24 protein-coding genes and 1 pseudogene are annotated in these 24,106 nt (G+C 34.8%); 16 read left to right on the top strand and 9 right to left on the bottom strand.

Annotated features, from left to right (window positions below):
* Positions 1 to 464: 464 nt before the first annotated feature.
* From EKL97_RS10170 to EKL97_RS10180, 3 genes and pseudogenes are all read left to right on the top strand, one after another.
* Positions 465 to 1,010: pseudogene (locus EKL97_RS10170) on the top strand (REP-associated tyrosine transposase); the annotation flags it as partial.
* Between the two features lie 152 nt (positions 1,011 to 1,162).
* Complete coding sequence (locus tag EKL97_RS10175; RefSeq protein WP_126568776.1) at positions 1,163 to 1,447, top strand: hypothetical protein; 285 nt, start codon at positions 1,163 to 1,165, stop codon at positions 1,445 to 1,447.
* Between the two features lie 328 nt (positions 1,448 to 1,775).
* Complete coding sequence (locus EKL97_RS10180; RefSeq protein ID WP_126561936.1) at positions 1,776 to 2,324, top strand: REP-associated tyrosine transposase; 549 nt, start codon at positions 1,776 to 1,778, stop codon at positions 2,322 to 2,324.
* A gap of 410 nt (positions 2,325 to 2,734) precedes the next feature.
* On the opposite strand, the gene EKL97_RS10190 is transcribed toward EKL97_RS10180, so the two are convergent.
* Entirely contained in the window at positions 2,735 to 3,391 is a 657-nt protein-coding gene (locus EKL97_RS10190; RefSeq protein WP_126568777.1) for a TrmH family RNA methyltransferase, read from the bottom strand.
* A gap of 217 nt (positions 3,392 to 3,608) precedes the next feature.
* Here EKL97_RS10190 and EKL97_RS10195 point away from each other — a divergent pair, with 217 nt between their 5' ends.
* From EKL97_RS10195 to EKL97_RS10215, 5 genes are all read left to right on the top strand, one after another.
* A complete protein-coding gene (locus EKL97_RS10195) occupies positions 3,609 to 4,301 on the top strand; it encodes an SIR2 family NAD-dependent protein deacylase (RefSeq protein ID WP_126460274.1) in 693 nt (230 codons plus the stop codon).
* A 67-nt stretch (positions 4,302 to 4,368) separates the two neighbouring features.
* Positions 4,369 to 5,718 (top strand): adenylosuccinate lyase, encoded by a 1,350-nt coding sequence (purB, locus tag EKL97_RS10200; protein ID WP_126460271.1) that lies wholly within the window; start codon positions 4,369 to 4,371, stop codon positions 5,716 to 5,718.
* Between the two features lie 194 nt (positions 5,719 to 5,912).
* Positions 5,913 to 8,153 (top strand): cation:proton antiporter, encoded by a 2,241-nt coding sequence (locus tag EKL97_RS10205; protein WP_126568778.1) that lies wholly within the window; start codon positions 5,913 to 5,915, stop codon positions 8,151 to 8,153.
* Positions 8,154 to 8,407: 254 nt separating this feature from the next.
* A complete protein-coding gene (locus EKL97_RS10210; protein WP_126456328.1) occupies positions 8,408 to 9,013 on the top strand; it encodes an NAD(P)H-dependent oxidoreductase in 606 nt (201 codons plus the stop codon).
* Position 9,014: 1 nt separating this feature from the next.
* Positions 9,015 to 10,898: a monovalent cation:proton antiporter-2 (CPA2) family protein gene (locus tag EKL97_RS10215; protein WP_126460265.1), complete on the top strand. Its 1,884-nt coding sequence runs from the start codon at positions 9,015 to 9,017 to the stop codon at positions 10,896 to 10,898.
* 86 nt (positions 10,899 to 10,984) lie between these two features.
* Here the strand turns inward: EKL97_RS10215 and guaB are convergent, their stop codons facing one another.
* Positions 10,985 to 12,457: an IMP dehydrogenase gene (guaB, locus tag EKL97_RS10220; protein ID WP_126454571.1), complete on the bottom strand. Its 1,473-nt coding sequence runs from the start codon at positions 12,455 to 12,457 to the stop codon at positions 10,985 to 10,987.
* Between the two features lie 85 nt (positions 12,458 to 12,542).
* Between guaB and EKL97_RS10225 the strand changes: the two genes are divergently transcribed.
* Entirely contained in the window at positions 12,543 to 12,824 is a 282-nt protein-coding gene (locus tag EKL97_RS10225) for a cation-transporting P-type ATPase (protein WP_158614925.1), read from the top strand.
* A 6-nt stretch (positions 12,825 to 12,830) separates the two neighbouring features.
* Positions 12,831 to 12,980 (top strand): hypothetical protein, encoded by a 150-nt coding sequence (locus tag EKL97_RS15580; protein WP_158614926.1) that lies wholly within the window; start codon positions 12,831 to 12,833, stop codon positions 12,978 to 12,980.
* A 111-nt stretch (positions 12,981 to 13,091) separates the two neighbouring features.
* Here EKL97_RS15580 and EKL97_RS10230 read toward each other — a convergent pair whose 3' ends face one another.
* The 3 genes from EKL97_RS10230 to EKL97_RS10240 all read right to left on the bottom strand — a co-directional run bounded on the left by EKL97_RS10230 (position 13,092) and on the right by EKL97_RS10240 (position 16,005).
* Entirely contained in the window at positions 13,092 to 14,486 is a 1,395-nt protein-coding gene (locus EKL97_RS10230) for a DUF5723 family protein (RefSeq protein ID WP_126568779.1), read from the bottom strand.
* Positions 14,483 to 15,034, bottom strand: coding sequence for a hypothetical protein (locus EKL97_RS10235; RefSeq protein WP_126561941.1), 552 nt, complete (start codon positions 15,032 to 15,034; stop codon positions 14,483 to 14,485). Before EKL97_RS10235 ends, EKL97_RS10230 begins: the two co-directional genes overlap by 4 nt.
* 107 nt (positions 15,035 to 15,141) lie before the next feature.
* Entirely contained in the window at positions 15,142 to 16,005 is an 864-nt protein-coding gene (locus EKL97_RS10240; protein ID WP_126561942.1) for a hydroxymethylglutaryl-CoA lyase, read from the bottom strand.
* 198 nt (positions 16,006 to 16,203) lie between these two features.
* Here EKL97_RS10240 and EKL97_RS10245 point away from each other — a divergent pair, with 198 nt between their 5' ends.
* Positions 16,204 to 16,815, top strand: a complete 612-nt coding sequence (locus EKL97_RS10245) for a hypothetical protein (RefSeq protein WP_126568780.1) — start codon at positions 16,204 to 16,206, stop codon at positions 16,813 to 16,815.
* Positions 16,812 to 17,522, top strand: coding sequence for a DUF3307 domain-containing protein (locus tag EKL97_RS10250; protein ID WP_126564477.1), 711 nt, complete (start codon positions 16,812 to 16,814; stop codon positions 17,520 to 17,522). Before EKL97_RS10245 ends, EKL97_RS10250 begins: the two co-directional genes overlap by 4 nt.
* Here EKL97_RS10250 and EKL97_RS10255 read toward each other — a convergent pair.
* Positions 17,508 to 18,527 carry a quinone-dependent dihydroorotate dehydrogenase gene (locus tag EKL97_RS10255; RefSeq protein ID WP_126568781.1) on the bottom strand — a complete coding sequence of 340 codons (1,020 nt, stop codon included), beginning with the start codon at positions 18,525 to 18,527 and terminating at the stop codon, positions 17,508 to 17,510. The two genes, EKL97_RS10250 and EKL97_RS10255, sit on opposite strands and share 15 nt — an antisense overlap.
* Positions 18,528 to 18,708: 181 nt before the next feature.
* Here EKL97_RS10255 and EKL97_RS10260 point away from each other — a divergent pair, with 181 nt between their 5' ends.
* From EKL97_RS10260 to EKL97_RS10275, 4 genes are all read left to right on the top strand, one after another.
* Positions 18,709 to 18,927, top strand: coding sequence for a hypothetical protein (locus EKL97_RS10260; RefSeq protein WP_126568782.1), 219 nt, complete (start codon positions 18,709 to 18,711; stop codon positions 18,925 to 18,927).
* 347 nt (positions 18,928 to 19,274) lie between these two features.
* Positions 19,275 to 20,528: a peptidase T gene (gene pepT, locus EKL97_RS10265; protein ID WP_126568783.1), complete on the top strand. Its 1,254-nt coding sequence runs from the start codon at positions 19,275 to 19,277 to the stop codon at positions 20,526 to 20,528.
* 88 nt (positions 20,529 to 20,616) lie between these two features.
* Entirely contained in the window at positions 20,617 to 20,787 is a 171-nt protein-coding gene (locus tag EKL97_RS16095) for a hypothetical protein (protein WP_370453909.1), read from the top strand.
* 309 nt (positions 20,788 to 21,096) lie between these two features.
* Positions 21,097 to 21,522, top strand: a complete 426-nt coding sequence (locus EKL97_RS10275) for a hypothetical protein (RefSeq protein ID WP_126568784.1) — start codon at positions 21,097 to 21,099, stop codon at positions 21,520 to 21,522.
* A gap of 73 nt (positions 21,523 to 21,595) precedes the next feature.
* Here the strand turns inward: EKL97_RS10275 and yajC are convergent, their stop codons facing one another.
* From yajC to EKL97_RS10290, 3 genes are all read right to left on the bottom strand, one after another.
* Positions 21,596 to 21,868 carry a preprotein translocase subunit YajC gene (gene yajC / locus EKL97_RS10280; protein WP_126454584.1) on the bottom strand — a complete coding sequence of 91 codons (273 nt, stop codon included), beginning with the start codon at positions 21,866 to 21,868 and terminating at the stop codon, positions 21,596 to 21,598.
* Positions 21,869 to 21,892: 24 nt separating this feature from the next.
* Positions 21,893 to 22,804: a transcription antitermination factor NusB gene (gene nusB / locus EKL97_RS10285; RefSeq protein ID WP_126460862.1), complete on the bottom strand. Its 912-nt coding sequence runs from the start codon at positions 22,802 to 22,804 to the stop codon at positions 21,893 to 21,895.
* A gap of 185 nt (positions 22,805 to 22,989) precedes the next feature.
* Positions 22,990 to 24,096 (bottom strand): Glu/Leu/Phe/Val family dehydrogenase, encoded by a 1,107-nt coding sequence (locus EKL97_RS10290; RefSeq protein WP_126460240.1) that lies wholly within the window; start codon positions 24,094 to 24,096, stop codon positions 22,990 to 22,992.
* Between the last annotated feature and the right edge of the window lie 10 nt (positions 24,097 to 24,106).

Raw genomic sequence — 24,106 nt, forward strand, 5'->3', positions numbered from 1 at the left:
TAAGCTGATAATCAGTATATTTAAAGTGTATCTAACGCACGTTTAAATATATGATTAATCAGCCTAAAGCCCTAAAATTAATAAAAATCTACTCAATAATCTGCGACAGATTTGAAAAAGATTTAAAATATACTTGCGAGCGTTTTAGCAACCCCGCTAGCGCGAGCGTCTCGCTCGTGCCCACAAAGTAAACACAATATTAATGCGAATCAAGGGTTTAAAAAGAAAGAAATATCTGTTTAAAATTATATTAATAAGCTGATAATCAGTATATTTAAAGTGTATCTAACGCACGTTTAAATATATGATTAATCAGCCTAAAGCCCTAAAATCAATAAAAATCTACTCAATAATCTGCGACAGATTTGAAAAAGATTTAAAATATACTTGCGAACGTTTTAGCAACCCCGCTAGCGCGAGCGTCTCGCTCGTGCCCACAAAGCAGAAACAATATAAACTAAAAGAGCACAAAATATAAATTTGGAGAGAAAACGGGAGCTTATTTTGTGAGCTTCGCAACTGTAAATTGGATTGATGTATTTACTAGAGACGCATATTTTTGTAATATTATTGAGTCATTGGACTTTTGTCGAAAGAAAAAGGGAATGGAGATTTACGGCTATTGTATTATGCCTAGTCATGTGCATTTAATATTTCGTTCCGAAAATGGAGACCCATCAGGATTGATGCGTGACTTCAAAGGTTTTACATCAAAAAAATTGCTCAAAACAATTGAAGAAAACGCTCAAGAAAGTCGAAGAGAATGGATGCTTTGGATTATGGAACGAGCAGGAAAAAAGAATAGCAATGTAAAGCATAGACAATTTTGGCAACAGGATAATCATCCCATTGAGATTTGGTCGTTAAAAGTTTTTGAACAAAAGCTTACCTATATTCATCAAAACCCTGTAGAATCTGGTTTTGTAACCGATCCGATAGATTGGAAATATAGTAGTGCTAGAAATTATGGAAATAACGATCAAACGATTTTAGAAATTGATTTGAATTGATTTAGATTGTGGGCACGAGCGGGACGCTCGCGCTAGCGGGGGTTAGTTTTGTATCTGAATCAAAAAGTCTTTTAACTTCATCGAAAAACAAAATTATTTCTAAAAGTATTTCAGAGCATTTTTTAAATAAAACAGAAGTTAAAAAAGCACTTTTGGAATTTTATTCTGTAATTTATGATAAAAATATACCAAGTTTTATTACTGAAAACAAAAATCCACCTGCGGGTTATTCATTTTCAAAAGTTAATTTATTTGGTAATGAAATAATGGTTCCAGTAAAATCAAATTCTTTTTCAACAGAATTAGGTATTTCTGAAATTGATGATGCAGCTGTTACTTGCAGTTGTAGTAGTGGTTCTGGTTGTGTAAAAAAATCATTTATGGGTGCAAAATATTGTGATGCTGGTTCTTGCACAAAATGTACTTTGAATGATTAAATCTGAATTTTAACTTATAATAAAGAGTGAATTTCATAAATTATGGAGTTCACTTTTTTGTATAACGTGGTATAACAAGCGTTTTGCAAGATTGCGGGGTAAGTGATTAATTCAAAGTTTTGGCATATCAATAAAGTTCAGTAATAACCTAAAAGTTAAGGCTTATTTAGTCCGCAACCTCGCAAAGCGCTGGGACGTCAAACTGCCTAATACCTCCTTTCTCTATGTTAGATAATTTGTACAAAAAATCGTTCAAATAATTTGCATAATTCCCCCGCTAGCGCGAGCGTCTCGCTCGTGCCCACAAAGTAAACACAATATAAACTAAATGAGCACAAAATATAAATTTGGAGAGAAAACGGGAGCTTATTTTGTGAGCTTCGCAACTGTAAATTGGATTGATGTATTTACTAGAGACGCATATTTTTGTAATATTATTGAGTCATTGGACTTTTGTCGAAAGAAAAAGGGAATGGAGATTTACGGCTATTGTATTATGCCTAGTCATGTGCATTTAATATTTCGTTCCGAAAATGGAGACCCATCAGGATTGATGCTTGACTTCAAAGGTTTTACATCAAAAAAATTGCTCAAAACAATTGAAGAAAACGCTCAAGAAAGTCGAAGAGAATGGATGCTTTGGATTATGGAACGAGCAGGAAAAAAGAATAGCAATGTAAAGCATAGACAATTTTGGCGACAGGATAATCATCCCATTGAGATTTGGTCGTTAAAAGTTTTTGAACAAAAGCTTACCTATATTCATCAAAACCCTGTAGAATCTGGTTTTGTAACCGATCCGATAGATTGGAAATATAGTAGTGCTAGAAATTATGGAAATAACGATCAAACGATTTTAGAAATTGATTTGAATTGATTTAGATTGTGGGCACGAGCGGGACGCACGCGCTAGCGGGGATCTATTGGAAATATAGTAGTGCTAGGAATTATGGAAATAACGACCAAACGATTTTAGAAATTGATTTGAATTGATTTAGATTGTGGGCACGAGCGAGACGCTCGCGCTAGCGAAGGTCTAGAATCAGACAGTCTATAGAATCTCTTTTTAATTAGTTGATTAAAAACACAAATATTCAAAGAGCATGCAAAGTTAGATCCGCAAAAGGATTATTAGTGCAGCTGCTTGGCAAGATTGCAGCTGCCTTTATAAACTTAATATTTTAACCCTTGATTCGCTTTATTTGTCATTGGAAATAACGGCGTCTATCGCTATAAAATGAATCCGAACAATATAAAAGACATACAACTAGAAAGTGAAACAACGTTTTAATGCTCCTCAAAATACCGTTCTTCAATTCGCTTAATGTCTTTTATTGAATTTTTGGCCCAAGCCAATCGCTTTTCTAAAATTTCATTTTCGGATAAATGCCAATCAATATTTGAATTGCGCAATCGATTCGTCAAGTTTTGAATGATGATTGCAGCTGAGACTGAAATGTTCAAACTCTCAGTAAAACCCACCATGGGAATTTTTAGAAAACCATCGGCGCGCTTCAAAATTTCCTCAGATAGTCCATCTCTTTCTGTTCCAAAAAATAAGGCACTGGGTTTCGAAATGTCAAAATCTTCCATCAAACAATCATTCTCATGTGGCGTGGTAGCGATTATTTGATATCCTTTACTTTTTAACGCGTCCACACAGTTTGTAATGCTGTCGAAGGTATTGATATCGACCCATTTTTGGGCGCCCATGGCAATTTCCTTGTCGATACTTTTTCCGTAGCGTTGCTCGATAACGTTCAACTCCTGAATTCCAAAAATCTCGCAGCTTCGCATCACTGCACTGGTATTGTGCATTTGAAAAATATCTTCTACAGCAATCGTAAAATGCTTGGTTCTGTTTTCCAATACTTTCAAAAATTTTTCTTTGCGATTATCAGTCAGGATATTTTCAAGAAAATTAAGGTAATCGATGTCAATCATTAGAATATTTATTTATGCAAAAATAGTAAAAAAGACTAGCTTTATACCTTCAAAAATAGATTCTGATTGCTGCTTTTGGGATTGTTCCATAAAAGCTGAATTATAAATGATTGCGGAATTTGCGTGAGGGATAGAGGCGGTATCCTTTTTGGGCTTTTTAGCCAAAAAGATAAAGCTGAAAGCCCGACCCTTGTGGTCACGCCCAAATTGATATAAAATGAAAAAGAAATTAGTGGTTTTGACAGGAGCGGGGATTAGTGCCGAAAGTGGCATCAAAACCTTTCGGGATAGCGACGGACTTTGGGAAGGGCATAATGTGCTGGATGTGGCCACTCCAGAAGGTTGGCATAAAAACCCGGCTTTGGTGCTGGATTTTTATAATCAAAGACGAAAACAACTCAAGGAAGTGCACCCTAATTTAGGCCACCAAATTCTGGCTGAATTAGAAAATGAATTTGATGTTTTCATCATCACACAAAATGTAGATGATTTACACGAACGCGCCGGAAGCACGAATGTGTTGCATTTGCACGGCGAATTGTTGAAAGTAAGAAGTACCAAAAACCCAAATTACATTCTGGATTGGCAGGACGATTTGAATTTTGGCGATTGCGATGAAAATAAAAATCAATTGCGTCCACATATTGTTTGGTTTGGCGAGGAAGTTCCAGCACTTGATCAAGCCATTAGAATTAGTGAAGGTGCAGATTATTTTGCGGTGATTGGGACATCTTTGCAAGTGTATCCTGCAGCCGGATTAATCGATTTTACATCCCGCGAAACACCTATTTTTTATATTGATCCAAAACCCATAAAAATTCCAAATCTCCGAAATCCATTAGATGTGATTCCTGAAGTGGCATCAGAAGGAATGAAAACACTAAAAAAGAAGCTAATCGGCTTTATTTAAAAACCATTCGTTTTCTATTTTGTCACGAAAGGGTTATATTTGCGCCTTTCGAACAAACAACAAAACAATGACTACTTTAAACGAATTGAATGCTATTTCTCCTATTGATGGAAGATATAGAAACAAGACTATTTCGCTGGCTCCATTTTTCTCTGAAGAAGCCTTAATCAAATACCGTGTATTGGTTGAAATTGAATATTTCATTGCTTTGTGCGAAGTACCTTTGCCTCAACTTGCAACCGTAAACCCAGATGTATTCGACAGTTTACGTAATATTTATAAAAATTTCTCTACTGAAGATGCCCTTTGGATCAAAGAGACAGAGAAAGTAACCAACCACGACGTAAAAGCGGTAGAATATTTCATCAAAGATGCTTTTGAAAAACTAGGCTTATCCCAATATAAAGAGTTTATTCACTTTGGATTAACATCTCAAGATATTAATAACACGGCGATTCCGCTTTCGACAAAAGAAGCTTTCGAGAAAGTATACATGCCTTCCTTAATCACTTTGACATCAAAATTAAAAGATTTAAGTGTCGAATGGCACGATATTCCAATGCTTGCCCGTACCCACGGACAACCGGCTTCACCTACTCGTTTGGGTAAAGAAATTGGTGTTTTTGTAGAACGTCTGGAAGAACAAATGCGTTTGTTGTTTAATATTCCTTTTGCAGCTAAATTTGGTGGTGCAACTGGAAATTACAATGCGCATCATGTGGCGTATCCTCAAATTGACTGGAGAAAATTTGGAGGGAAATTTGTAGAGGAAAACCTTGGGCTACACCACTCCTTCCCTACTACTCAAATTGAACATTACGATCATTTTGCTGCATTTTTTGATGCGTTGAAAAGAATAAATACGATCATCATTGATTTGGACCGAGACATTTGGACGTATGTTTCGATGGAATATTTTAAGCAAAAAATCAAAGCGGGAGAAATAGGTTCTTCTGCTATGCCACATAAAGTTAATCCTATTGATTTTGAAAATTCAGAAGGAAATTTAGGAATGGCCAATGCGATTTTCGAACATTTATCAGCTAAATTACCTTTGTCTAGATTGCAACGTGATTTAACGGACAGTACCGTTTTGAGAAATATTGGTGTACCAATAGGACATACGTTAATCGCTTTTGAAGCTACTTTGAAAGGCTTGAACAAATTGTTATTGAACGAGCCAAAATTCCACGAAGATTTAGAAAAAAACTGGGCTGTAGTTGCCGAGGCAATTCAAACAATTTTGCGTCGTGAAGGATATCCTAATCCGTATGAAGCATTAAAAGGATTGACCAGAACCAATGAAGCTATTGATAAAAAAGCGATTCACGGTTTTATAGCAACACTTGAAGTTTCGGATGCCATTAAAGCTGAATTAATGCAAATAACTCCTAGTAATTTTTTGGGAATCAGCTAAAAAAAAATAACCCGTCTTCTTATTAAATTCTGCTTCTATAAAATTTTAACGTTTTATGGGAGCAGAATTTTCTTTTAAGACTAAAATTATCATAAAAAAAAGTTATCCTTTAACGTTTTTTTTGATAAATAATAATAAAATTATATATTACAACAATACCAAAAAACATTTAATACAAATCAGTACATCCATCAATGAATCCCATAGAAGCAACATCACAAATAACACAACATTTACATCCTCTGATCAGTGATTTAGGATTAATATTAATGACCGCTGCAGTTGCGGTACTTTTATTCAAAAAAATAAGACAACCTTTAGTCTTAGGATATTTAATCGCTGGTTTTTTAGCGGGGCCAAATTTTATTTTTTTTCCATCAGTACAAGAAATAAACAGTATCGAAGTCTGGGCTGAGATTGGTGTTATTTTCCTTTTATTTAGTTTAGGCCTGGAATTTAGTTTTAAAAAACTGATGAAAGTTGGAGGTACAGCCGCTATTACGGCGCTGTTTCAAATAACCACTATGATCGTTTTAGGGTATCTCGTCGGACAATGGATGGGATGGTCCTTGATGGATAGTATTTTTTTAGGCGCTATTTTATCGATGTCTTCAACAACAATTATTCTTCGTGCTTTTGATGAGCTGAATGTAAAGGGGAAAAAATTTGCTGGAATTGTTTTTGGAACCTTGATAATAGAGGATATTGTAGCCATTTTGCTGATGGTCTTACTTTCAACAATAGCTGTCAGTAAACAATTTTCAGGAATGGAGTTATTCGAATCTGTTTTAAAACTCTTTTTCTTCTTAATATTATGGTTTGTAGGTGGTATCTTTTTCATACCCACCCTTCTTAAAAAAGCAAAAAATTTATTCAATGAGGAAACCCTATTGATAATATCAATCGCACTCTGTTTAATGATGGTTATCTTAGCTACAAAAGCAGGTTTTTCCCCAGCACTAGGTGCCTTTATAATGGGCTCTATCATTGCTGAAACCATTCATTCAGAAAGAATTGAGCATTTAATTAAACCCGTAAAAGATTTATTTGGAGCTGTTTTCTTTGTATCGGTAGGAATGTTAATCAACCCAAATACTTTAGTAGAATATGCAGTCCCTGTTGTAGTAATCACGTTAATTACAATTTTTGGAAAATCGATAAGTACGATGTTTGGAGCGCTAATTGCCGGTCAGCCCCTAAAGCAATCAGTCCAGTCAGGGATGAGTTTAGCACAAATTGGCGAGTTTTCTTTTATCATTGCCACCTTGGGAATGACATTAAAAGTGACAAGTGATTTTGTGTATCCAATTATTGTTGCAGTTTCAGCAGTAACGACTTTCACTACCCCATTTATGATCAAAATAGCGTTGCCAGTTTATGAACGCTTAATAAAAATACTGCCTAAAAAATTGATAAATGCTATAGATCGATATAGTGTGAATTCACAATCTGTAAAAACGACCAGTAATTGGCAGATTGTTTTGAAAGCAAAGTTGTCACAAATTGTGGTTCATTCTGTAATTATTATTGCCATAATTATTTTATCTGACCGTTATATTATTCCAATGACAGAAAGTTCTAAATTTGGAAACGCAGCAGCAGCCTTGGTAACATCCATAATAATAGCTCCTTTTTTATGGGCGTTATCCTTCAGAAAAGTGGCGGTAGAGCAGATTGAAGCTTTACAAAAAGCAGGCAAACATCGTGGTCCAATAATGGTATTGATTCTAATCCGAATTAGTTTAGGAATCTTTTTTATTGGCTTCTTATTAGATAATTTTTTGTCGCCTTGGATAGCCTTCGTCGCTTTGATCGCTGCAATATCTGTTTATTTATTGTTCCCAAAAAAATTAAACACTTTGTACAATAAAATTGAACTTCACTTTTTTCGAAATTTCAATGATAGAGAAATTTCTCAAGCACAGAAGAAACGAAGTGATTTAACTCCTTGGGACGGGCATATGGCATTTTTCGAAATTACCAAAGAATCAAATCTGGCAGGTAAAGCATTGAATGAACTTGAAATCCGAGAAAACATGGGTATTAATATTGCTTTTATAAAACGTGGAGGCATTACTATAAATATTCCTGATGGCAATGAACGTGTATTTCCCGGTGATGAAATTTGCGTCATTGGAACCGATGACCAAGTTCAAATATTTAAATCTTATCTGGATCAGAATGAAATTGAAGTTCCTGAATTAGTACAAGAAACCGCTATAATATTAAAACAAGTAGAACTAGAAAATGAAGAATTTATCGGAAAAAGCATTCGGAAATCACAGCTAAGAGAAAAAACGAATGGTCTGATCGTCGGGATTGAAAGAAATGAAAAACGGATTCTTAACCCGAATTCGGATATTATCTTAGAGAAAAATGATATTCTTTGGATTGTAGGAAACGAAAAATTACTCACTGCCTTTTTTGAAAAGTAAAACAAGGTCTTTTGTTGTACTCCAAGTTTGATAAAATTATAATTCAACAGGGTCCTCTTTTATTTGAGATGTATTTTACCATCGTCTAAAATAAATTATTATCTTTATTAAGAGACGTTCTCAATAAATCTATCGATTTTTTTGCCAGGATTTCTTGTTTTATTTTTAGTAGTACTGTAGCAATTAATATCATTATTAAATTTTAAATGCGAAAAAAAAATATAATTCAATAAGCTAATCACCTTATCAATTTTATGTCAAAAAACAAAATATTAATCCTATTTTCCCATCCACTTTACGAGAAATCGCACGCAAATAAAGCCTTGGTGGAAAATATTCCAGAATCAGAAAACATAACTTTCCATGATTTATACGAAGAGTATCCTGATTTTGATATTGATGTAAAACACGAACAGGTTTTGTTAAGTCAGCATGACATCATCATTTGGCATCATCCCATGTACTGGTATAGTTGTCCGCCATTGATGAAACAATGGATTGATATGGTACTGGAACACAACTGGGCATACGGAAAAAAAGGAAAAGCCTTGCAAGATAAAATTATTTTTCAAGTAATTACTACCGGCGGAGACAAAGAAAATTATTGCAAAACCGGCAGTGAACGGTACAGTATTCCCGAATTGCTCGAGCCGTTTAACCAAACCGCAAAAGTATGCAACATGATTTACTTACCCCCTTTTGTTGTGCATGGCACACACAATATGTCCAAAGATGATTATAAACAAAACGGTTTAATGTATGGCCATTTTCTAGATTACATAAACAACAATAATTTAGATACGGAAGTACTTTTGCAGTACCATTATTTGAACGAATGGTTTGCCACAATACAACAATAACATGGATACCAATTTTTTACTTCAGGCTATTATTTATTTATCAGCTGCCGTTATTTGTGTTCCTATTGCTAAAAAATTAGGATTAAGTTCTATTTTAGGCTATTTATTTGCCGGCATAATAATAGGCCCTTATGTAATGGGATTTATTGGTCAGGAAGGCCAGGATATTATGCATTTTGCTGAATTTGGCGTTGTGATGATGTTGTTTTTAATTGGTTTAGAACTGGAACCCAGTAAGTTTTGGAAAATGAGGAAATTTATTATTGGAATGGGTTCCGCACAATTAGTTGGAACAACGCTTCTTTTATTTTTTGGATGTCTTTATTTTATGGATTGGAAATGGGAAACCACACTGGCCGTTTCCTTAGCGCTCGCATTATCCTCTACGGCCATTGTATTGCAAACTTTAAAAGAAAAAGGATTATCAAATACTTCCGTGGGACGTTCGTCATTTGCTGTTCTTCTTTTTCAGGACATCGCCGTAATTCCGATTTTAGCATTTTTGCCGCTTTTATCTACCGTAAATCTAGAAACTACAAATGAAATTCAACAATCCCTAATTACAGGTTTCTCCAGCTGGTTGCAAACTTTAATAGTCATCGGATGTATATCAACAATATATTTTGCAGGCCGCTTTTTATTTGTTCCGTTATTGCATATTATCGCCAAAACTCGGTTGCAGGAATTGTTCACCGCATCGGCATTGTTATTGGTTGTAGGCGTTTCTTATTTGATGCAGCTGGTTGGGTTAAGTCCCGCTCTAGGAGCATTTATGGCTGGAGTCGTACTGGCCAACTCTGAATTTCGTCATGAGCTGGAAGGGGATATTGCTCCGTTTAAAGGATTACTGCTTGGTCTTTTTTTTCTTGGAGTAGGCGCATCGATAAACTTTAAACTGATTCTTGACAATCCCCTTTTCATATTTGTTTTTGGAGCTATTCTTACTTTGGTTAAGTTTTTCGTTTTATTTATAATCAGCCGCTTTCATAAAAAGAAAATAGACCAAAACCTATTATTTGCTTTTGGGTTAAGTCAGGCAGGAGAATTTGGTTTTGTAATCATGAGCTTCTCTATGCAGCTGAACATCATTCCTAACATTTTGGCCAATCAAATCATGGCTGTTATTGCTATGAGTATGATAGCAACACCTTTTTTGCTGTTAATAAATGAACGCTTAATTTATCCTAATTCAAAATTTCAAGAAAAGGAAACAAAAAAAGACAGTGATTATATTGATGAAGACAATCCTGTAATCATAGCTGGTTTTGGTCATTTTGGGAGTACAGTTGGACGCCTATTAAGAGCCAATAACGTAAAATCAACGATCCTAGATTATGATTCTGATCGAATAGATGTATTACGAAAAATGGGATTCAAAGTATATTATGGAGATGCCACTCGTTTAGAATTATTGAAAGCTGCAGGTTGTGATACTGCCAAACTTTTTATTGCTGCCATTGATAATCCTACGGTAAATTTGCAAGTAATTGAAACCTTAAAAAAACACTTCCCAAATTTAAAGATCTTAACTCGTGCCCGAAACCGAATTGATGCCTATGAATTAATTGACCATAAAGTAGAACACATTTATCGGGAAACGTTATACAGTGCGGTCAATATGGGGGTAGATGCCTTAGTAGAATTAGGTCACAGAAAATATACCGCTACCAGACAAGGGCAGCAATTTATAAAATATGATGAAATTACCACCCGAAAATTGGCGGAAAAACGTCATGATAAAATGGCCTATCTGATCACCGTAAAAGAAGAAATTGAATTACAGGAACAATTGTTGAAAAGTGATATTTATTCCCAAGTTGCAGCCACCAATCACAGTTGGGACAGCGAGCATTTGAAAAACAACTTAGCAGATACTACAGAATAACGATTTTCCGAAAACTGAAAAAAGACATAATTAAGACCTTAAGCGGAATTAATTATGCCTTTTTTATTGTTTAAAAAAACTAAAAATTATCTTGAATAATTAGGAGCTTCTTTTGTAATGGTTACATTATGAGGGTGACTTTCATTGATTCCGCTAGCTGTTATGCGAACAAAACGACCGGTTTCCTGTAAAGTTGGAATGTCTTTAGAGCCACAATACCCCATTCCGGCACGAAGACCACCAATAAATTGTTGCATGCTTTCGTTCAATTCCCCTTTGTAGGGAACCCTTCCTACAATTCCTTCCGGAACCAGCTTTTTTACATCATCTTCTACATCTTGAAAATAACGGTCTTTAGAACCTTCTTGCATTGCTTCAACAGAACCCATTCCACGGTACGACTTAAATTTTCTGCCTTCGAAAATAATAGTTTCTCCTGGAGATTCCATGGTACCTGCTAATAATGATCCTAACATTACACAATCAGCTCCTGCAGCAATAGCTTTTGGAATATCTCCAGTGTAACGAATTCCACCATCAGCAATAACTGGAACTCCAGAACCTTTGATCGCCGCAGCTACTTCAAGAACAGCTGAAAACTGAGGAAAACCAACGCCTGCTACAATACGAGTCGTACAAATAGACCCTGGACCAATCCCTACTTTTACTCCATCTGCACCATTCTCAACTAGATATTTAGCTGCTTCAGCAGTGGCAATATTACCAACAATAACGTCTAAGTTAGGGAATTTCGCTTTAACTAATTTTAGTACATCGACAACTCCTTTCGTATGTCCATGAGCAGTATCGATAATAACTGCATCTACTCCGGCATTAACCAAAGCAGTAGCCCTTTCAACAGCATCGGCAGTTACACCTAACGCTGCAGCTACACGTAAACGTCCGTATTTGTCTTTGTTTGCATTTGGTTTTTGAGTCAATTTAGTGATGTCTCTAAAGGTAATCAGACCCACTAATTTATAATCAGCATTTACTACTGGAAGTTTTTCAATTTTATGACCTTGCAAAACTACTTCTGCTTGTTCCAGAGAGGTACCTTCGGCAACAGTTACTAAGTTTTCACTGGTCATAACCTCAACAATAGGTCTTGAACTATTTTTTTCAAAACGTAAATCTCTATTGGTAACGATTCCTTTTAATATTTGATTTTCATCTACAATTGGAATACCTCCAATACCAAATTCTTTCATGGCATTTTTGGCATCTGCTACTGTTGAAGTTAATGGCAAAGTAACGGGATCGATAATCATACCGGATTCGGCTCGTTTTACTTTTCTAACTTTCGCAGCTTGCTGTTCGATGGTCATATTTTTATGCAAAACGCCTATTCCGCCTTCTTGAGCCATCGCAATTGCCATCGCGCTTTCGGTTACGGTATCCATAGCAGCGGATACAATAGGAACATTTAACGTTATATTTCTTGAAAATTTGGATTGAATACTCACTTCGCGAGGAAGCACATTTGAGTAGTTGGGAACTAATAGAACATCATCGTAAGTTAATCCTTCACCGATAATCTTAGAGTTGTGTGCGATCATTGCAATTGTAGTTGGAGTTTAATTGCGTGCAAATATAGATAATTTTAAGCAAAAAATCGCTATCATTTTCCAATAAATAATTAAATTGCCGTTCAAAGTCAATTCTTTGGTTCTAAAATACACCTTGGTTTCCAATCCAGAAAATCGGTTTAATTTATTTTGCTATGACAGAAACCCACACCAATTAAAAGGACTTTCTAATGAAGCCGTTTTTCTTTCGAGAACAAAATTTGGCTCGAATGCAATAGTCAATCAGGATAAAAATCAGTTCTTGAAATCCCTATTCGAAATGGTAAAGGAACTAATGTTCTTACTATTACTCTCCGCAACTAGTGCTTATTTCATTATTAGTGATTATGGAAACTGAATTTTGATGAGTGTAGCAATTGTATTGGTTTCCGCTATTTCACTGTATCCGGAATCCAAAAGCAGAACAGTAATTGAAGCCTTAAAAAATTATCCCGATCCAAAAGCAAAGTCATCTGCAACGGCTAAATCATTGAAATTTCAAGCGAGGAAATAGTTGTTGGCAACAAAACTCAACTAGGCATAAAAATAGGGCAATCATTCGGGAACTCTTGAATCATGGAAAAATAGCAGCTTAAAAACTAACGAAGTATTGTTAGATAGTACTTTATCTTTTACTGTTTTTGAAAATAACATTTAACCCCAGTTGAAAAGAAAGACTATTTGCCTTGGTAACATCGCGGTATTCCAAAAGATTATCAGCAAGAATATAGAAATTTACTGGTCCAAAATGACTGGACAATCCCAATCCTATATTCTTGTACGAATACGAATCTATGGTGTACGTGGCTTTCATTTGCAATGCCTTGAAGAGTTTTCGCCTGTAATAGGTGGTAAAAGCGACTAGTGGAGTTCGTGGTGTAGACATAACAAATAATTGGGCGCCAACTGCACTTTTATAAATAGTTTCCGGATCATAATTAAGACAATTGCAATCTTCTGGTCTTTCTTCGTCAAACGAATACTGAACCGAAGTATTAAATTTTGCTGGTCGCCAAGTTGTATAATCCGCATATAAGGTGTCCAAAGGAATGGCATCATTGAATTCCTTGTATCCGTTTCCTGGTGAATTACCGGAGCTGAAATTCGGAATCACACCTTCATACTTATAGGTTCCTTTGTATGTTAAACTCTCTACTTCTTTGCTGTGTTTAATAAAACCCACATCAATAACACTGGCCGTAAGCTGTATGTTTTTCTTTGGATAATAGGTAAAACCAGCATCAAATCCCAGTCCTAAATTACCTCCTAAAAAAGCTCTTTTAGTAATGTCTTTCGCCACATTAGGTTCGTAATTCTCATCATTATATTGAGCAATTCCAGACGTATTGAGTTGTAATTGTGAATAAATTATCTGTTCATAGGCTCCTGTAGTGGAAGGAATAGTGTAAATGTAGCCTGAGTTCTTGGTAGAATTAGCATTGTAAATACTCGAATAAATTTTACCTCGTACTCCTAAAATAAACTTTTCATTGATGTTTTTATGAAATCCAACATGAAATACCGTTAGCAATTCTGCTTTGACATTCAGATCTCCTAAATTAAAAACTTTACCCAGATAACCTTCATTTCCGTCTAAAGCTAAAATGGCAATGTCTTTAGGAACATAACTCAACATATCAAATTCCTGATACATCCCAAACGAAATATAAGAATCATTTTGTTCTCCTTTGATTTTAAAACCTCCGTTAAAAAGTTCTATTTGTTCATTGATCGCTACTCTGTCTTTTCTAGAAGATGAGAATACTGCATTGCGTAATTTTACATTAAAATCGACTCCGTTATCCGCAAATAAATCATACGCCGAAAATCCGCTTGAGCCTACATTTGCAGAAATTCCAGACAATAAAGGAACTCCAAAATACCAATTATATTTGAAATCTGCTCCCGGATTAGTCATCAAAGACTGAGGAACTGAAGTGAAATTATATAAAATTTGTTTGTTTTGCGAAAAGCAATCTACAACTAGAAATAAAATAAAAATTAAGATTACTTTTCTCATTCCAACACTAAATAAGCGGTTGCACCTGAACGCAGTTTCAAACTCCCAGCACTATCCTCGTTCAATAGTGCACCAGGCGACATTGTCAGTGTAAAAGCAATTCTGGTAGTTCTTTTTAATAAATCAAGCTGGGCATTTTCAAAAGTTTCTGTCTTAGTCATTTTGTTTTCCGAACCGGTATAAGCCGGAACAGTAAAATTTATAGCGTGAAGGCGTTGGTAATTTTTGTCCAAAAACACTAGATCCACTGAATATGCTCTACTAATGGTGTTTTCCATTTCAAATGAAAGTTCCACTTTTTTTAATCGCTGTCTAAAAAAATCATCATTAAACACATCCAATACGGGTGCATCAAAGATCACGATTTGCTCTACTCCATTGGTGACAAAATCTTTTGCCGGAATATCAAAATATGCTAAATTAGATACAAAAACAGGCTCTAACTTTAAAGTGTTCACCTGATCATAATCTAAATCACTCGCGCATGAAAAAGAGAACAACAACAATATTAGTATTCCTATAACTCTATTGAAAGCCAGTAGTCTCATGGTATGATACGTTAAAGAAAAAATTTGATTCGTATACTTAACGCATCAATGATAAACTTATTATTGCCAAAATAAAAGAGTTCCACACGGTTTCCTTTCTTTTATTTCTAGTGAAACTCTCCAAACAACTTAGAAGCCTCATTATAAGTGCTTTCAAAACTCATTGGACTCATATTCGTATATTCTTTTTGGGCAGTAAAATATGATAATAATTTCTCCGTGGGCATGTTCCCAGTCAGATCATCAGTAGCCATCGGACAACCACCAAAACCCTGAATGGCACCATCAAAACGACGGCATCCTGCTTTATAAGCGGCATCAATTTTCTCAAACCATTTATCAGGTGTGGTATGGAGGTGTGCACCAAATTCTATTTCTGGATATTGTGGAATTAAATTTGAAAACAAATACGAGATTACATCAGGGGCAGAACTTCCTACTGTGTCCGAAAGCGACAGGATTTTGACTCCCATACTGGCCAATTTTTGAGTCCATTCGCCAACAATTTCAACGTTCCATGGATCACCATAAGGATTTCCAAAACCCATTGATAAATACGCCACGACTTCTTTGTTGCTTTTAGCTGCAATTTCAAGAATTTCTTGTAAGGTAATTAACGATTCAGCTATGGTTTTGTGGGTATTCCGCATTTGGAAATTCTCAGAAATCGAAAATGGGAAGCCCAAATAGCGTATTTCAGGATGAACAGCCGCAAGAGTTGCTCCTTGTGTATTGGCAATAATAGCCAATAATTTGCTTTTGGTTTGAGATAAATCAAGTTGTGCCAGAACTTCTGCTGTATCCTGCATTTGCGGAATTGCTTTTGGTGAAACAAAGCTTCCAAAATCTATAGTATCAAAACCCACACGCAACAAAGACTGAATATAAGTCACTTTTCTTGACGTAGGAATAAAGGGCTTGATGCCTTGCATGGCATCCCGTGGACATTCTATAATTTTTATTGGTTCCATAGAAAGCCAAAGATAGAAAAACAATTAAGATTATTAAATTATGATTTTTAAAATTTCTAAATTTGACATTATTACCTATTTTGGTAATAAATTAAAATATTACGTAATTTGGTAATAACAAATATTATTACGTAATTTGGTAATAATTTGATTCTAATCTTTTGAAATTGAATTTGATTTTTTAATTACAGTTGAAATATGATAAGTATAATCACAGGAGACATTATTAATTCGAGACAACTACCTTCTGCAATATGGATTGACGGCTTGAAAGAGCTATTGAATACCAGAGGTAAAAATCCGAGTGAATGGGAAATTTATCGGGGTGACGAATTTCAAATAGAAATTACAAATCCTGAAGAAGCACTACTCACAGCTTTGCAAATTAAAGCGTATCTAAAAACGCTGAAACTCGATGCGAGAATGAGTATTGGTTTTGGTGATAAAACCTATTCTGGAGCAACAATTTCCGAAAGTAACGGAACTGCATTCGTTCGATCCGGGGAACTTTTTGAAACTTTAAAAAAACTAAAAACGACCTTAGTCATTAATTCCGGCACTAGCGATTTAGATACTGAAATAAATTTAATGCTGCGTTTAGGATTGACCTTTATGGACAATTGGCTGGCGCAATCGGCTGAATTTATTGTGGTTTCTATGGCAAACAAAATGCTTTCTCAAGAAGAAATAGGCACAAAATTAGGTATCAATCAAGCCGCTGTAAGTCGGAGACGAAAACGAGCACAATTTGATTTGGTATTGGAATTGGATAATCATTTTCGGAAAAAAATTAAAAACCTCCGTGTATGATTATTTTTGTAAAACTACTATTGGCCCATTTACTTGGTGATTTTTTGTTGCAACCCACATCTTGGGTTTTAGATAAAGAAAACAGGAAACATAAAAGTATTTATCTTTATATCCACACGTTTATTCACTTTTTTCTGGCTTGGATTTTAATTGGTAAGGCTAATTTTGTTTGGTTTGCGACTGTACTAGCGGTAACACATGGAGGAATTGATTTTATGAAATTACACGTTCAAAAAGACAAAACAAAACGCAATTGGTTCCTAATTGACCAACTTTTACATCTTATCGTGCTCATAGCAATTACACTATTTTACAATAACGACCGTATCGATTTTGCATCATATGACAATCAATTTTGGATCTTTGCAACCGGAATACTTTTACTGACACAACCTACATCGATACTGATAAAAAATATCATTTCGATTTGGACTCCAGAAAACAAAAAAAACGATGATTCTCTATCCAATGCTGGAAATTATATTGGAATATTAGAACGCTTATTTGTTTTTTACTTTGTAATTAGTGCCCATTTTGAAGCCATCGGTTTTCTATTGGCTGCAAAATCTATCTTCCGTTTTGGAGATTTAAAAGAAGCCAAGGACCGAAAACTTACTGAATATGTTCTTATCGGAACCTTATTAAGTTTTGGAATTGCTTTATTGACAGGGCTTTTAGTACAATATGGGATATTAGAATTTTTCTAAAATTTTCATATTTATGGCTTTCACTAAAGCTGGTCCTTCATAAATAAAACCGGTATACAACTGAATTAAACTTGCACCGGCGTCTAATTTTTCTATTGCATCTTCGGCTGAATGAATTCCCCCTACTCCAATAATCGGGAAGGCTTTATTGCTTTTCTCAGCTAAAAAACGGATTACTTCAGTAGACCGTTTTGATAATGGTTTTCCTGACAAACCCCCTAATTCGGCTTTATTTTCGGATTGCAATCCTTCACGGGAAATTGTAGTATTAGTAGCAATAACGCCCGCGATTTTAGTTTCCTTTATAATAGCAATAATGTCAAGTAACTGCTCATCTGTCAAATCAGGAGCAATTTTCAGCAGAATTGGCTTTTGCTTTGGCTTTGCCAAATTCTTATTCTGCAACGTTTGCAACAGTTGCGTCAATGGCTCTTTGTCTTGCAAAGCACGGAGATTTGGCGTGTTTGGCGAACTCACATTCACTACAAAATAGTCCACATAATCATACAAAGCGTCAAAACATATTTCATAATCTGAAGTCGCTTCTTCGTTTGGTGTCAACTTATTTTTTCCAATGTTTCCACCTATCAAAATACCTTTATTTTTTTTTAATCGTTCCACCGCTTCTTGAACTCCACTGTTGTTGAAACCCATTCGGTTAATAATGGCGCTGTCTTCTTTCAAACGAAACAAGCGTTTTTTAGGGTTTCCTTCCTGCCCTTTTGGGGTAAGTGTTCCTATTTCGATAAAACCAAAACCAAAGCTGGACAATTCTTTATACAACTTGGCGTCTTTATCAAATCCAGCCGCAAGTCCTACGGGATTTTTAAATTTTAGTCCAAAAACTTCTGTTTCTAATCGGGGATCATTGACTTCATAAAGCAATTTAAAAAGAGAAGAAAACCCTGGGATTTTAGACAAAAAGTGAATTAATGAAAAAGTAAAATAGTGCACTTTTTCAGGATCAAACCAAAAAAGTATGGGACGTAAAAGTAATTTGTACATGGGTGCGTTGTTATGGAGTACAAAAATAGAATTATCTAACCGATAAATAAATATTTAGAAAATAATTTATATAAATCATTTTGATTACTAAAAATATCCGGGAGTACAACGCGTATTAGAGGTACTGATCAATAAAAATAAACAATCAATTTTTATATGAGTATTAATCATAAAAAAATCCATGAAAAAACTATTCAATTTTAGAAAATTATTGGTTCTTAACACCTCTATTTTACCTTTTCTGACGATAAGCTGTGATTCTCCCAAAAAAGCAGGTGACTCTGCATTTTATTTGGCTACAGCCAAAAAAGAAATAGCAACACAAAATATCGTGTTTATGAATGCGCTTAAAAATGGTGACTCGGCAGGAATTACAAATTGTAATGCTTTTAATTCATGATGCCCGACAGTAAAGCAATAGTAGTCCGAAAAAATCTAATTCCTATTTTTAGTGGTTTAATAAAAGACGGAATCACCAACTTTTATATAAAAATAGTACCTATATTGATAGAGGAAAATCACTGGGACTTTGGACAAAAAAAATGGAAAATGGAAACTTTTCCGCGATTGTTTTAACGCTGATATACCAATGGCAAAAATGTAATCGTTAATTATTTGCCTATACCGACACAAAAATAATAGTGCAGACATTGTTATTTCAAAAGATTAAATTAAACAAAATTCACACCAACATTTACTTAAAAATGCTCCTTAAAAAATGATTATATTTGCATAAAACAAAGAAAAATGCAACATATCATAGACCGTTTTATCAGTTATGTAATTATTGATACCGAATCTGATTCAAACTCAGAAACTACTCCAAGCACCCCAAAACAATGGACTTTAGCCCATAAACTGGTTGACGAATTAAAAGCTATAGGAATGCAAGACGTAACAATAGATGACAAATCATATATTATGGCTACTTTGCCCAGTAATGTGGCTCATGAAGTGCCAATCATAGGGTTTATTTCTCATTTTGACACTTCTCCGGATTTTTGTGGAGCCAATGTAAAACCTCAAATTGTGCGCAATTATGATGGAAAAGATATTGTATTAAATGCAGATAAAAACATTGTATTATCCCCGAGTTATTTCAAAGATTTACTGCAGTATAAAGGACAAACACTAATCACTACAGATGGCACAACATTACTAGGAGCTGATGACAAAGCCGGAATTACAGAGATTGTTACCGCAATGGAGTTTCTGATCAATAACCCGGAAATCAAACACGGAAAAATACGAATTGGCTTCACACCAGACGAAGAAATTGGTCGTGGTGCCCACCATTTTGATGTAGATAAATTTGGAGCTGAATGGGCGTATACTATGGATGGTAGCCAGGTAGGCGAATTAGAGTATGAAAATTTTAATGCAGCTGGTGCCAAAATCACTTTCAAAGGCAAAAGCGTACATCCTGGTTATGCCAAAGGGAAAATGATCAACTCTATGCTGATTGCCAATGATTTTATCAATGAACTCCCCTCCGGAGAAACACCTGAAGAAACTAAAGGATACGAAGGTTTCTTTCACGTACATCACATAACAGGAAGCATCGAAGAAACCGTTTTAGAACTTATTATTCGGGATCATAACAAGAAAAAGTTCGAAAGGCGTAAAGAATTAATCGAGAAAATTGTTCGAAAAATCAATAAGAAATTTGCAAAACAATTTGGTGAAGACATAGTTATCACTGAGATTAAAGATCAATATTACAACATGAAAGAAAAGGTTTTGCCTGTAAAACACATTGTAGATATTGCTGAAAAAGCAATGAAAGAAATAGGAATCAAACCGCTTATTAAGCCTATTCGTGGCGGAACAGACGGTTCACAATTGTCCTATAAAGGATTGCCATGTCCTAATATATTTGCAGGAGGACACAACTTTCACGGAAAATATGAATACGTTCCTGCTGAAAGCATGCAAAAAGCAGTTGAAGTAATCGTGAAAATTGCTGAGCTAACAGCATTAGGAGATTCAATTATAAAATAAGCCTAATTTAGAATATTCAAAAATCAATACCTATTCTTGGGATAAAAATAATAATTGGTATGCCTAATTATAATTTCTCAAATTAATTATTGCCACAACAGAATTAGCAGCAGTATTTCAGAAATTCTATCCTTGCAAACAATACGAATTCTTAGCATATCTTGAAACAGCAAAACGAGACGAAATTAAACGTTCCGGTATTGAAAAAAGAATACGAATACTATCAGAAAATATTAGTCTTAATGACAAATATGGATGACATTAAGTCCCATTTCTAAGAACTCAGAGTGGGACTTTTTAATTTAAAAAACACTAAGAAAAGAACATTCACTACAAATCATTCAGAGTAAATGCCTCTAAAATCTTACTTCTAGTCTTTCATCAACAATTGTCTCCTACCTCTATTTTTGGTATACTTGAAACTTCCAATTTAGAATATTGAAAAGCTTAACATTCGAAAATAAATTAAATCACTATATTTGCTAACAATTACTTAACCATTTATTAACATTGAGTCATTTTTTTTAAGTTTTTAATAAAATCAAAAACGACACTAATACTACACACTATGATACAAAAAAAAGAAAATCCTACAGTACCTACTTCCGTAAAACCTGAAATTGATAAACCCGTAAGGGCACCCAAAAACAAAGTTATCAAACCTTCTGAAGAAACTATAGTCCCACTTAATGAAGTAGTAATAACTGAAACAATAGAAGAAACCATAGAAATTTCAGTAGAAGACAAAGACGATACAACTGTGGAAGTTCTAAATAAAAAGGACGATACAAAAGATCTTAAAAAGAAGTTAAAAATGAAAGACAAAGACAAGAAAAAGGCTAAAAAAGCTGACGCAAAAGAGAAAGCAAAGCAAAAAGCGAAAGCGAAAGCAAAAAAGGCAAAAAAAGCAAAAAAGGATAAAGCAAAAAAAGCAAAAGTAAAAGCCAAGAAAGCCAAAGCAAAATCTAAAAAAGCAAAGAAAAGCAAAAAATAATCCGATTATTTTTTATCCAAAAAAGTCCCAATCCGAAACTGGATGGGACTTTTTTAATTTCTTAAACCAAAAATTATTTTTTGTTCAATACTGCACTCATTTCCATAGAAATAGCAGAACGCTCCATTTTTAATTTTCCTGACATCGTCTCTACAACAACCGTTGTATCCGCTAGTTCAGAAACTTTTCCGTGAAGACCACTTTTTGTAATGATTTTATCACCTACTTTAAGTGTGCTTTCAAATTCTTTTTCATTTTTCGCTCTTTTTTGTTGCGGTCTGATCATGAAGAAATAGATCACCACAAACATTAATATAAACGGTGCAAATTGAGTTAATTGTTCCATAATTTTATTTTTATTTGTTAATTATTACATTAAGCCACGACCGGCTTTTATAATTCTTTTGCTGGCTTGAAGCTCTTTTACGAGACTATCTAATATTCCGTTGATAAAAATACTACTTTTTGGTGTAGAATATTCTTTGGCAACCTCTAAATATTCGTTAAGAGTTACTTTTACGGGAATAGACGGGAATTTCAAGAACTCACAAATTGCCATTTTTAGAATGATAGTATCTATTTCGGCAATCCTATCACTGTCCCAGTTGGGCGTTTTATCCACGTATTCCTTGGCTAATTCCGTTTCATTCAAGACTGTTTTTCGGAACAAGTCTTTCACGAAATCCTTATCTTCATTGTCTTTATATAACTTTGGCACTCTGAAATTATCATCTTCACCAGATTTGATTACCTTCAATTGCTTGATAATATGTGTGTTTACTAACGGAATATCATCCACCCAAGTCAATTTATCATCTTCCAGATACTCATACAATTTCTCGTTAGGAACAATTACATCCATGAATAAATCAACAATAAACTGTCGGTCTTCCTCAAAAGTGTTCACCGCATTACTCATGTATTGCGCATACAATGTGCTGGCTTTAATATCATTCAAAAGCAATAAAATATAATCGTCGTTTAACGTCCAATTATTGATTTTACGGTTTTCCAGCGCGATACTTAATGAATTATTTTCGGAAAGAATTTGAAAAATTCTATTTTTGATGAATTTTTCGTTTGGTTTACGTTCCTCAGGAGTTGCAAGATGTTTCAAACTGGATTTATGCAAAAAGATAGTTTCTGTTTTGCAAATTTCAATCAGCGAAGAAAGCATTATAAGATATAAATCTTGAATATTGTCGATACTGTAAAAAAGGAATTTTTCTTCTTTTTCCAGATTATCTGAACCGCTTTGATGCATCGCATAAATGGATTGCATAACCTTGACGCGAATGTGTCTTCTATTTACCACCTTGTAAGAACTTTTATTAATTAGGGTGCAAAAATAAGTATTTCATTTTTTAAAATAAAATATATAATCGGTTATTTTATTGCATTCAATCAACAGTATTCAGTGAATGGTACAAAAATGTTCGCTGAATACTGAAAACTGAGCCTTGAAAACTACTTTTTATTGTTTTCTATTTTTCTTTGATAGATGCGATTTTGAGCAATCGTCAAAGCCGCATGATGCGTTGTCATGTTGTTTGCAAGGGCAAAGTCAAATATTTCTAAGGTTGTGTTGTAAATATTTTCTGTTTTACGCATGATCTCCGCTTTGTCATAATGTGCTAATTCAGCATACACATTAATAATTCCTCCGGCATTAATCAAAAAATCAGGCGCATATAAAATGCCTCTTTCTTGCAGAATTGCTCCGTGAACATTCTCATCCGCTAATTGATTATTAGCAGCTCCAGCAATAACTTTGGCTTTAATTTTATAAACAGTATTGTCATTTAAAGTTGCTCCCATGGCACAAGGCGCGTAAATATCAACATCAGCACTGTACAAATCGTCTCCTCTGAAAATTGCTGCATGGTACTTCGCTCCTACTTCATTCAGTTTTTCTTCATTGATATCAGCAATGGTGACAATAGCTCCTTCTTTAGTCAAATAATCAACTAATGTTTCGCCAACGTGACCAATTCCTTGTACCAATACTTTCTTACCACTCAAAACATCCGACCCAAATTGTTGTTTTGCAGCCGCTTTCATGCCTAAATATACTCCGTAAGCCGTAACAGGTGATGGGTTTCCGGAACCACCTCTTGATTCAGAAATTCCAGTAACATACGGCGTTACATCTCTTACAGTATCCATATCTTTAGTTTCCATTCCCACATCTTCAGCAGTAATATATCGTCCGCTTAAAGAATGTACGAATTCACCAAATTTACGCATCAACTCCGGGGTTTTTTGTGTTTTGGCATCGCCAATAATCACCGCTTTACCGCCACCAATATTCAATCCTGTAATTGCTGCTTTAAAAGTCATTCCGCGTGAAAGTCGCAGTACGTCGTTTAGGGCTTCCCATTCATTCGCGTAATTATACATCCGCGTACCACCCAAAGCAGGACCCATAACCGAATTATGAATACCAATAATTGCTTTTAAACCTGTATCTTTGTCGTTGCAAAATACAATTTGTTCATGATCATCAAATGATAATTGACCAAAAACGGGATCCATTTTTTGAAGTTCCTTTACAGTAGTGAAAGCTGCATTCATAGTGTGAAAT

Source organism: Flavobacterium sp. LS1P28, from assembly GCF_003970335.1.
Lineage (GTDB): Bacteria > Bacteroidota > Bacteroidia > Flavobacteriales > Flavobacteriaceae > Flavobacterium.

Excerpts from the sequence above, each read along its gene's own strand:
- EKL97_RS10290 (WP_126460240.1), bottom strand. The coding sequence starts at position 24,096 with ATGAATGCAGCTTTCACTACTGTAAAGGAACTTCAAAAAATGGATCCC.
- EKL97_RS10215 (WP_126460265.1), top strand. The coding sequence starts at position 9,015 with ATGGATACCAATTTTTTACTTCAGGCTATTATTTATTTATCAGCTGCC.
- EKL97_RS15580 (WP_158614926.1), top strand. The coding sequence starts at position 12,831 with ATGAGTGTAGCAATTGTATTGGTTTCCGCTATTTCACTGTATCCGGAA.
- EKL97_RS10245 (WP_126568780.1), top strand. The coding sequence starts at position 16,204 with ATGATAAGTATAATCACAGGAGACATTATTAATTCGAGACAACTACCT.
- EKL97_RS10195 (WP_126460274.1), top strand. The coding sequence starts at position 3,609 with ATGAAAAAGAAATTAGTGGTTTTGACAGGAGCGGGGATTAGTGCCGAA.
- guaB (WP_126454571.1), bottom strand. The coding sequence starts at position 12,457 with ATGATCGCACACAACTCTAAGATTATCGGTGAAGGATTAACTTACGAT.
- EKL97_RS10180 (WP_126561936.1), top strand. The coding sequence starts at position 1,776 with ATGAGCACAAAATATAAATTTGGAGAGAAAACGGGAGCTTATTTTGTG.
- EKL97_RS10210 (WP_126456328.1), top strand. The coding sequence starts at position 8,408 with ATGTCAAAAAACAAAATATTAATCCTATTTTCCCATCCACTTTACGAG.
- EKL97_RS10240 (WP_126561942.1), bottom strand. The coding sequence starts at position 16,005 with ATGGAACCAATAAAAATTATAGAATGTCCACGGGATGCCATGCAAGGC.
- EKL97_RS10235 (WP_126561941.1), bottom strand. The coding sequence starts at position 15,034 with ATGAGACTACTGGCTTTCAATAGAGTTATAGGAATACTAATATTGTTG.
- EKL97_RS10255 (WP_126568781.1), bottom strand. The coding sequence starts at position 18,527 with ATGTACAAATTACTTTTACGTCCCATACTTTTTTGGTTTGATCCTGAA.
- EKL97_RS10205 (WP_126568778.1), top strand. The coding sequence starts at position 5,913 with ATGAATCCCATAGAAGCAACATCACAAATAACACAACATTTACATCCT.
- EKL97_RS10250 (WP_126564477.1), top strand. The coding sequence starts at position 16,812 with ATGATTATTTTTGTAAAACTACTATTGGCCCATTTACTTGGTGATTTT.
- EKL97_RS10230 (WP_126568779.1), bottom strand. The coding sequence starts at position 14,486 with ATGAGAAAAGTAATCTTAATTTTTATTTTATTTCTAGTTGTAGATTGC.
- EKL97_RS10275 (WP_126568784.1), top strand. The coding sequence starts at position 21,097 with ATGATACAAAAAAAAGAAAATCCTACAGTACCTACTTCCGTAAAACCT.
- EKL97_RS10260 (WP_126568782.1), top strand. The coding sequence starts at position 18,709 with ATGAAAAAACTATTCAATTTTAGAAAATTATTGGTTCTTAACACCTCT.
- purB (WP_126460271.1), top strand. The coding sequence starts at position 4,369 with ATGACTACTTTAAACGAATTGAATGCTATTTCTCCTATTGATGGAAGA.
- nusB (WP_126460862.1), bottom strand. The coding sequence starts at position 22,804 with ATGCAATCCATTTATGCGATGCATCAAAGCGGTTCAGATAATCTGGAA.
- EKL97_RS10190 (WP_126568777.1), bottom strand. The coding sequence starts at position 3,391 with ATGATTGACATCGATTACCTTAATTTTCTTGAAAATATCCTGACTGAT.
- pepT (WP_126568783.1), top strand. The coding sequence starts at position 19,275 with ATGCAACATATCATAGACCGTTTTATCAGTTATGTAATTATTGATACC.
- yajC (WP_126454584.1), bottom strand. The coding sequence starts at position 21,868 with ATGGAACAATTAACTCAATTTGCACCGTTTATATTAATGTTTGTGGTG.